4 protein-coding genes are annotated in these 9181 nt (G+C 72.8%); 1 reads left to right on the top strand and 3 read right to left on the bottom strand.

Features of this window, described 5'->3' with window-relative positions; genetic code table 11:
* Nucleotides 1-9: 9 nt before the first annotated feature.
* Nucleotides 10-5535 (bottom strand): type I polyketide synthase, encoded by a 5526-nt coding sequence (locus GA0070618_RS24395; protein ID WP_088983702.1) that lies wholly within the window; start codon nt 5533-5535, stop codon nt 10-12.
* Between the two features lie 279 nt (nt 5536-5814).
* On the opposite strand from GA0070618_RS24395, the gene GA0070618_RS24390 reads away from it, so the two are divergent.
* A complete protein-coding gene (locus GA0070618_RS24390) occupies nt 5815-6573 on the top strand; it encodes a thioesterase II family protein (protein ID WP_088983701.1) in 759 nt (252 codons plus the stop codon).
* 70 nt (nt 6574-6643) lie between these two features.
* Here the strand turns inward: GA0070618_RS24390 and GA0070618_RS24385 are convergent, their stop codons facing one another.
* Together GA0070618_RS24385 and mhpA are read right to left on the bottom strand one after the other, a co-directional pair.
* Complete coding sequence (locus GA0070618_RS24385) at nt 6644-7531, bottom strand: SAM-dependent methyltransferase (RefSeq protein WP_088983700.1); 888 nt, start codon at nt 7529-7531, stop codon at nt 6644-6646.
* A 27-nt stretch (nt 7532-7558) separates the two neighbouring features.
* The gene (gene mhpA, locus GA0070618_RS24380) at nt 7559-9151 is read right to left on the bottom strand and encodes a bifunctional 3-(3-hydroxy-phenyl)propionate/3-hydroxycinnamic acid hydroxylase MhpA (RefSeq protein WP_088983699.1); all 1593 of its coding nucleotides are present in this window, start codon (nt 9149-9151) and stop codon (nt 7559-7561) included.
* Nucleotides 9152-9181: the final 30 nt, after the last annotated feature.

Here is a 9181-nt window from a genome sequence, read left to right as displayed (position 1 = left end):
GTTCGACGGTCAGGAACGACCGAACCTGCTGTCGATGAAGTCGAAGAGTTCGTCGTCGCTGGCGTCGTCGAGGGACGGGGCGACGGAGCCGGTGTCTCCGGTCTCGCCCTCCCAGCGGGTGAGCAGCGCCCGGAGGCGCGCGGTGACCGCCGTACGGGTCTCCTCGTCGGCGGTCAGCTCGGCCAGCGTCTCCGCCGGGGTCGTGGCGAACGCCGCCTCCAGCCGGTCCAGCTCGTCGAGGAGGGTCGGCGCGGACGGACCGGGGCCGAGCTGCGCCATCAGGTGCCCGGTCAGCGCCTCCGGGGTGGGGTGATCGAAGACCAGGGTGGCCGGAAGCGACACGCCGGTCAGGGTGGTGAGCCGGTTGCGCAGTTCCACGGCGGTCAGCGAGTCGAAGCCGAGTTCGGTGAACGACTGTCCGGTGCCGACAGCGGCCGACGAGGCGTACCCGAGCACCTCGGCCACCTGGCCGGTGACCAGTTCCTCCACCAACCGGCGGCGGTCCTCGTCGGAGGCCACGGCGAGCCGGTCGCGGAACCCGCCGGCCGGCGCGGACCCGGCGGCGCTGCGCCGCACACGGACACCGGCCAGCCCGCGCAGCGGCGCCGGAAGGTGGTCGACGGAGGTGAGGGTACGCAGCCCGGCGAGGTCGAGGCGGACGGGCACCAGCAGCGGCTGACGGCTGTGCCGGCTGGCGTCGAAGAGCGCGAGTGCCTGCTCGGTGCCGAGTGGGACGATGCCCTGGCGGGCCATCCGTTCCCGGCCGCCGGTGCCCAGGTCACGGGTCATCCCGCTGTCTTCCTCCCACATGCCCCAGGCCAGGGAGGTGGCGGCGAGCCCGGCGGCGTGCCGGTGGTGGGCCAGCCCGTCGAGGAAAGCGTTGGCCGCCGCGTAGTTGCCCTGGCCGGGGCCGCCGAGCGGGCCGGCGATCGAGGAAAAGAGCACGAACATCGGCAGGTCCAGGTGCCGGGTGAGGTCGTGCAGGTGCCAGGCGGCGTCGGCCTTGGGGCCGAGCACGGCGGCGGTCCGTTCCGGGGTCAACGCGGTGACCACCGCGTCGTCGAGGACCCCGGCCGCGTGCACCACCCCGGTGAGCGGGTGTTCGGCGGGGACGCTGGCGAGCAGCGCGGCGACCGCCTCCCGGTCGGCCACGTCGGCGGCGACGAGGCGGGCCTGCGCGCCGAGGTGGGCGAGGTCGGCGAGGAGGTCGGTCGCGCCGGGGGCGTCGTGGCCGCGCCGGCCGACGAGGAGCAGGTGCCGGACCTTGTGTGCGGTGACCAGGTGACGGGCGATGATGCCGCCGAGGGTTCCGGTGGCACCGGTGACGAGGACCGTGCCGTCGGGCAGCAGGTCGGTGGTGCCGGTCGGGTCGGCGTCGGCCGGGGCGAGCCGGGGTACGAGCAACTGACCGTCGCGGACGGCGAGTTGGGGTTCGTCGCTGGCCAGAGCGCGGCCGAGCAGGTCGGCGTCCACTCCGTCGTCGAGGTCGGCCAGCACGAACCGGCCGGGGTGTTCCAGCTGCGCCGTGCGCACCAGGCCCCAGACGGCGGCACCGGCCAGGTCGGTCACCGCAGCGGCGGGACCGGCCGGGACCGCGCCCCGGGTGAGCACGACGAGCCGCCGGTCGGCGAACCGCTCGTCGGTCAGCCATTCCCTGACGGCGGCAAGAATCCCGGCGAGCCGGGTGTGGGTCGCGCCGAGGGGGTCGCCCGGGTGGGTGTCCCCGACGGGGAGCAGCACCAGCCGGGGGTCGTGCCGGCCGGCGTCGACGGCGTCGGCGAGCGCGGCGAGTCCGCCGGGCAGGGACACGGCGGCGGGTCCGGCACCGTCGAGCGCCACGATCCCCGTCGCCGACCGGGACGGCAGCGGAAGCGCGGACCAGCGCAGGTCGAAGAGGGGCAGCTCGGTCGTTCCGGCGTTGTCGAGCTGGCCGGCGCCGACGGGCCGGGAGAGCAGCGACCCGATCCGGGCGACGGGCGCACCGGTGCCGTCGGCGAGGGTCAACGACACCGCCGAACCGGCGCGGGTGACGCGTACCCGCAGGTGGGTCGCGCCGACGGCGCTGAGCGCGACGTCGGACCAGGCGAACGGCAGGCGGGCCCCGGACGCGTCGGCGTCGGCGTCGTCGGTGAGACCGACGACGTGCAACGCCGCGTCGAGCAGCGCCGGGTGGAGGGCGAACCCGCCGGTGGCGGCACCGTCGGGCAGGGCGACCTCCGCGAAGACCGCATCGTCGGTACGCCACGCGGCGTGCAGCCCACGGAAGGTGGGACCGTGGTCCACGCCGAGGCGGTGCAACTGCTCGTAGATCGGCTCGACCGGCACGACGGCCGCGCCGACCGGTGGCCACTCGGTGAGCGGTTCCGGGGTGTCGGGGCCGCCGGGGGCGAGGACACCCTCGGCGTGGCGGGTCCAGTCGCCGCGCGGGTCGTCCGCCGGGCGGGAGTGGATGGTGACCCGACGGCGACCGTGCTCGTCGGGAGTGGCGAGGTGGAGCTGCACCGTGCGGGCGCCCTGCTCGGGCAGGACGATCGGGGCGGCGAGGGTCAGTTCCTCCAGCGTGTCGCAGGCGGCCTGTGTTCCGGCGTGCAGCGCCATCTCCACCAGTGCCGAGCCCGGTACGACCACCGAGCCCAACACCACGTGGTCGGCGAGCCAGGGCTGGGTCTGCACGGAGAGCCGGCCGCCGTGGATGCGGACGTCGTCGGCCGCGGTGACCAGTTCGGCGGCGAGCAGGCCGTGTTCCGTGCCGCGTACGCCGAGTCCGGAGGCGTCGGTGCCGGACGTTCCGGCGTTGAGCCAGTACCGCTCCTTCTGGAAGGCGTAGGTGGGCAGGTCGACGGTGCGGGGCTGCTGACCGGCTTGGGTGAACCAACCCGTCCAGTCCACCGCAGTACCCGTCACGTGCAACCGAGCCAGAGCCGTGACCAGCGCAATCGCCTCCGACTGGTCCCGCCGCAACACCGGAACCAGGTGCACCGCCCGGTCGGTCGGGGTGTCGGCCGCCATTGCCGTGAGGACCGCGTCCGGCCCGACCTCCAGGACCGTGGCCACACCCAGACCGTGCAGGGTGGCCACCGCGTCACCGAACCGCACCGCCTCACGCACGTGCCGCACCCAATAGTCCGGGCTTGCGATCTCCCCCGGATCCGCGACCCGCCCCGTCAGGTTCGACACGATCGGAATCCGGGGCGCGGACCACGTCAACCCGGTGAGAACCGCCCGGAACCCGTCCAGCATCGGCTCCATCAGCCGTGAGTGGAACGCATGGCTCACCGACAACCGCTTGGCACGCCAGTCCCGCTCGACGCAACGCTCCGCCACCCGATCCAGATCCGCCACCGCACCCGACAGCACCACCGACTCCGGGCCGTTCACCGCCGCCACGTCGACACCCTCGCCGGCCAACTCCCGGACCTCAGCCTCCGGGGCACCGACCGCCAACATGCCACCACCGGACGGCAACGCCTGCATCAACGAACCCCGCGCCGCCACCAGGACACACGCGTCCTCCAGCGACAACACCCCCGACACGTACGCCGCCGTCACCTCACCGATCGAATGACCCGCCACATAGTCCGCCGTCACACCCCACGACGTGAGCAGCTCGAACAGCGCCACCTCCACCGCGAACAGACCCGCCTGGGTGTACGCAGTCTGATCCAACAAACCCGCGAGGTCAGAGCCCGGATCGGCGAACACCACCTCCCGCAACGGACGGTCCAACCGACCATCGAACAGGGCACACACCCGATCGAACGCATCCGCGAACACCGGAAACGCCCCGTACAACTCCCGACCCATACCGGGCCGCTGCGCACCCTGACCCGTGAACACCAACGCCCGACGACCAGGAGTCGCCTGCCCCAGCAGCAGCGCGCCGGGCCGCTCGGCGGCACCGTCGGCGAGCGAGTCCAGCCCGGCGAACAGCTCGTCACGGGACGTGCCCAGCACGACCGCCCGGTGTTCCAACGCCGCCCGCGTCGCGCCCAGGGACCAACCCACGTCCACCGGCGAAAGAGCAGCATGGTTCCGCACGAACCCGGCCAGCCGACCGGCCTGCCCCGCCAGGGCCTCCACCGACCGCGCCGACACCAGCCACGGCACCACCGGAAGATCGATCCCAGCCGCCGCCTGTGACGCCTCGGCCTCCGCCTCGGGCTGCTCCACGATCACGTGGGCGTTGGTGCCGGAGATCCCGAACGACGACACCGCCGCCCGACGCGGCCGACCCACCACCGGCCACGCACGCGCCTCGGTCACCAACTCCACCGCACCCGCCGACCAGTCCACCTTCGACGACGGCGCATCCACGTGCAGCGTCGCCGGGACGATGCCGTGCCGCATCGCCAGCACCATCTTGATCACACCCGCCACACCGGCAGCGGACTGCGTGTGCCCGATGTTCGACTTCACCGACCCGAGCAACAGCGGCTCGTTCCGGTCCTGGCCGTAGGTGGCGAGCAGAGCCTGCGCCTCGATCGGATCACCCAGCGTCGTACCCGTACCGTGCGCCTCCACCACGTCCACGTCGGCAGGGGTGAGACGAGCACTCGTCAACGCCTGGCGGATCACCCGCTGCTGCGACGGACCATTCGGCGCGGTCAACCCGTTCGACGCACCATCCTGGTTCACCGCCGTACCCCGCACCACGGCGAGCACGCGGTGACCGAGCCGCTGGGCGTCGGAGAGCCGCTCCACGAGGAGAATGCCGATGCCCTCGGCGAGGGAGGTGCCGTCGGCGGCGTCGGCGAAGGCCCGGCACCGCGCGGACGGAGAGAGGTTGTTCTGCCGGGTGAAGTCGACGAAGATCGCCGGGGTCGGTATGACGGTGACGCCGCCGGCCAGCGCCAGATCGGACTCGCCCGAGCGCAACGACTGCACGGCCAGGTGCAGGGCCACCAACGACGACGAACACGCGGTGTCGACGGTGACCGCCGGGCCCTCGAAACCGAAGGTGTAGGCCACCCGGCCGGAGCTGATGCTGCCGGCGTTGCCGAGGCCGAGGTAGTCGACGACCCCGTCGGGCACGTCGGTGGCGCCGGCCGCGTAGTCGCCGTGGGTGAGGCCGGCGAAAACGCCGACCCGGTCGCCCCGGTGCGCGGTCGGGTCGATCCCGGCGGACTCGAAGGCCTCCCAGGAGACCTCCAGCAGCAGTCGCTGCTGCGGGTCCATGGCCAGGGCCTCACGGGGGCTGATCCCGAAGAACCGGGGGTCGAAGTGCCCCGCGTCGTGGACGAAGCCACCCTCCCGGACGGAGGACGTACCCGGACGCTCCCCGGTCGGGTCGTAGAGGGCGTCGAGATCCCAGCCCCGGTCGGTGGGGAAGCCGCCGACAGCGTCGCCGGACGCGGCGACGAGATCCCACAGCGCCTCGGGCGTGGTGACGCCGCCGGGGAACCGGCACGCCATCCCGACGATGGCGATCGGCTGCCGGGCCTCGTCCTCGACGTCACGGAGCCGTTGCCGGGTCCGCCTCAGGTCGGTGGTGACCCGCTTCAGATACTCCCGGAGCTTCTCTTCGGTGTCCATCAACCTGACCCATCGCAGTGGCCGGCGGAGACCTGACGCGGCCGGCGGTGCGAATGCGCGAATGCTCAGGCCAGTTCGGTTCCACGTCCTTGAGTACACGTCACCCGAGAGCCACGGGTCCCCTCTGCGGGGAAGTTATGGCGTCGTATGAGCTGCGACAACCCCTAACCGATGCGGCCCGTCCGCTAGGGGTGGCCCGGCTCCGGCGGCGCGGTTAGCGTCCGGTGCAATGGCCGGGTGCCCGGAGGTCCGGGCCCCATCGCTGGGAAGGACCACGCGAGAATGACCGACCACGACAACGGCCTGTGGGTACGCCGGTTCCACCCGGCCCCGGCCGGTGCGCCCCGGCTGGTGTGCCTGCCGCACGCCGGCGGGTCCGCGAGCTTCTACTTCCCGGTCTCCCGGGCGCTGTCGCCGGCCGTGGAGGTCCTCAGCGTCCAGTACCCGGGCCGGCAGGACCGGCGTCACGAGCCGTGCGTCGACAGCATCCCGGAGCTGGCCCGGCAGGTCTTCCGGGTGCTGCGGCCGTGGCTGGACCAGCCGCTGGCGATCTTCGGGCACAGCATGGGCGCGACCCTCGGGTTCGAGGTGGCGCGGCTGATGGAGGCGGAGACCGGCACGCCGGCCACGCACCTGTTCCCGTCCGGGCGGCGGGCGCCGTCGTGCCACCGGGACGAGACGGTGCACCTGCTCGACGACGAGGGGCTGCTCGCCGACGTGAAGAAGCTGAGCGGCACGAACTCGGCGGTGCTCGGTGACCCGGACATGCTGCGGGCCGCGTTGCCGGCGATCCGCAACGACTACCGGGCGGCGGAGACGTACGAGTACACGCCGGGGCCGAAGCTGAGCTGCCCGGTGACGGTGTTCACCGGTGACGACGACCCGAAGACCACGGTGGACGAGGCGCGGGCGTGGCAGGAGCACACCACCGGCCCGTTCGACATGCACGTCTTCCCGGGCGGACACTTCTTCCTGGCCCAGCACCAGCCGGCGATCCTGCGTACCCTCTCGGCGGCGCTGACCCGGACGGCGGTCGGCTGACCGCGCCGGCCCGACGCGCGTCGCGGCCCTCACCCGCCGGGTTCGTCCGGCTGGTGAGGGCCGCGTCGTGTCACGGCTTGTGGGCGACGGCGATGACGTAGTCGAGCAGGGCGATCTCCTTCTTGATCAGGTTCTCGTCGCGCCAGTGGTTGGCCATCCCCTTCACCGCGCTGCGGTCGGCGGCGGCCTGGAACGCCGGGTCGCTGGGCCGGGCGGCCTGGAACAGTCGCCAGCCCTCCCAGGTGCGGTCCTGGATCGACTGCACCTCGGCGTTGACGAACCCGGCCGAGGTGAGCTGCTCGGCGTAGACGGTCCGGTCGTGCCAGTTCTCGTCGGGGATGCTGAACTTGACGAAGCTGAGCGGGCCGGAGCTGATGGACATCCGGGGGGTCTCGTTGCTCAGCGGAATGATGTCGGCGGTGGCGAGGGTGCCGCCGGGCTTGAGTACCCGGAACGCCTCGGCGAAGAAGGCGCTGCGCGGATGGAAGTGGAAGGCCGACTCGAGCGCCACGACCCGGTCGAAGGTGTTGTCCGGGAAGGGCAGTTCGGTGGCGGTGCCGAGCTGGAAGTCGGCCTGCTCGGTCAGGCCCTCGCGGGCGGCGCGCTCGCGGGCGTGCGCGACGTGCCGGGGAGTGACGTTGATGCCGTGCACCTTGGCCACCCGGCGGTCGCGCAGCCAGGCGAAGTCCTGGTCGCCGTAGCCGAAGCCGACGTCGAGGACGGTGTCGTCGGGCTTGAACCCGGCGGCGTCGGCGAGTTTGGTGGCCAGCGCCTCGCCGGCCACGTCGATGCTGTTCACGCCCTCCTCCCAGTAGCCGACGTTCATGTACCGGCTGGTGCGGGCGGCGAACTCCACGTCCGGGGACTGGATCTCGTAGAAGCGGCGGACCCGGGTCACCGGGTCCTTGGTGGCCAGGGTGCGGATCACCCGGCCGAGGGTGCGGAGGTTCTCCAACATGTCTGTTCCTTCAGCAGCAGGGAGCGGTCAGGGATGGAGGGCGCGGGCGGCGACCTGCCGGCGCAGGTCGTCCACGAGGGCGGCCGGGCCGTCCGGTCCGGCCGCCACGCCGAAGACGTAGAAGTCGGGTCGGACCAGCACGGCGTCGGCGTTCGCGTCGGCCAGCCAGGCCAGGTGGACGCCGTCGAGGTCGACGACCTCGGTCGGCGCGGTGGCGTCGTCCGGCACCGGGCCGGCGTCGGAGTCGGCCGGTCGTACGGTGACCCGGTGGGCGCCGAGGGTGTCGAGGAACGCCATGGCGTCCGCGTCGAGCGCGGCCGGGTCACGGGTGAGCAGGACGAAGCCGGTGCCGACCACCTCGTCGAAGCGGCCGGTCCGGTCGCCGACGGTCACCCGGCCCTGCACGGCGGGTGCCCCCGCGTACGGGGCGGGGTTGCCGTCCGGGTCACGGCGCAGCACCCCGTCGACGATCGCCTCGCGCAGCGAGCGGGCGTGCCGTTGCTGGGTACGCCGGCGCAGCGCGGCCAGCATCACCGCGTCCCGGCCGGCGGCCTTCTTCTGGTCGGTCTCGCAGATGACAGCGCCGGAGTCCATGGACATCCGGATGGCGTGCTGCACGTGGGCCCGCCGCTCCACCTCGTAGGTGTCGAGGAGCGTCTCGTCGGCGACGCCCCGGTGCACCAGGTCCAGCTTCCAGGCGAGGTTGACCACGTCCCGGAAACCGGAGCTCATGCCCTGGCCGAGGAAGGGGGGCATGACGTGGGCGGCGTCGCCGGCCAGGAACACCCGCCCGGAGCGCCAGGTGTCGGCGTAGCAGGCCTGGGTGGTGTAGACGCCGTAGCGGTCCAGCCGGGCGGTCTCCGGGGTGATGTCGAACAGGCCCAGCAGCCGCCAGGCGCTGGCCTCGCTGCGGAACTCCTCCAGGGTCTCCCCCGGCACCCGCATGAACTCCCAGCGGCGGTGGTCGGGGCCGGCGGAGACGGCGGTGCGGGGCCGGGCCGGGTCGCAGATCTGGAGGTTGTTCGGCTTGAACTCGTGCGGCTCGTGCAGCACCACGTCGCAGACCAGCCAGTCGTAGCCGAAGCCCAGGTCGGTGACGGTCGCGCCGAGCCAGCGGCGGACGAAGCTGTTCGCGCCGTCGCAGCCGAGCACCCAGGAGGCGGTGAAGGCGTGCTCCGTGCCGTCGCCGTCGACGGCGGTCACGTCGACCCGGTCGCCCTGGTCGGTCAGCCCGGTGACCTCCAGCCCCCGGTGCACCTCGACGCCGGGCAGGGCGCGGCCCCGCTCGGCGAGGCGGTCCTCCAGGCCCGGCTGGTAGAAGGAGGTGGAGTCGGGCCAGCCGGCTGGGCCGTCCTCGGCGGCCTTGACGTGCAGCAGGGTCCGGCCGAAGCCGTTCTTCCAGGTGTACTCACCGGACAGCTCGGTGACGTCGTCGAGGCGGTCACCGAGGCCGCACGCGGCGAGAACGCGGCTGGCCTCGCCGTCGTAGGAGACCGCCCGGGGCATGCTGTACGGGGTCTGCCACTTCTCCACCACCCACACGGTGAGTCCGCGCTGGGCGAGCAGGATCGCCGCCACCTGGCCCACCGGGCCGTAGCCCACGATCAGTACGTCGGTCATCACCGTTTCCTCGTGGTCCGCGTCGGGCCG

Source organism: Micromonospora echinospora, assembly GCF_900091495.1.
Classification (GTDB): Bacteria; Actinomycetota; Actinomycetes; order Mycobacteriales; family Micromonosporaceae; genus Micromonospora; species Micromonospora echinospora.
Note: the sequence above shows the minus strand (reverse complement) of the source record. Positions and strands in the feature narration are given on the sequence as shown.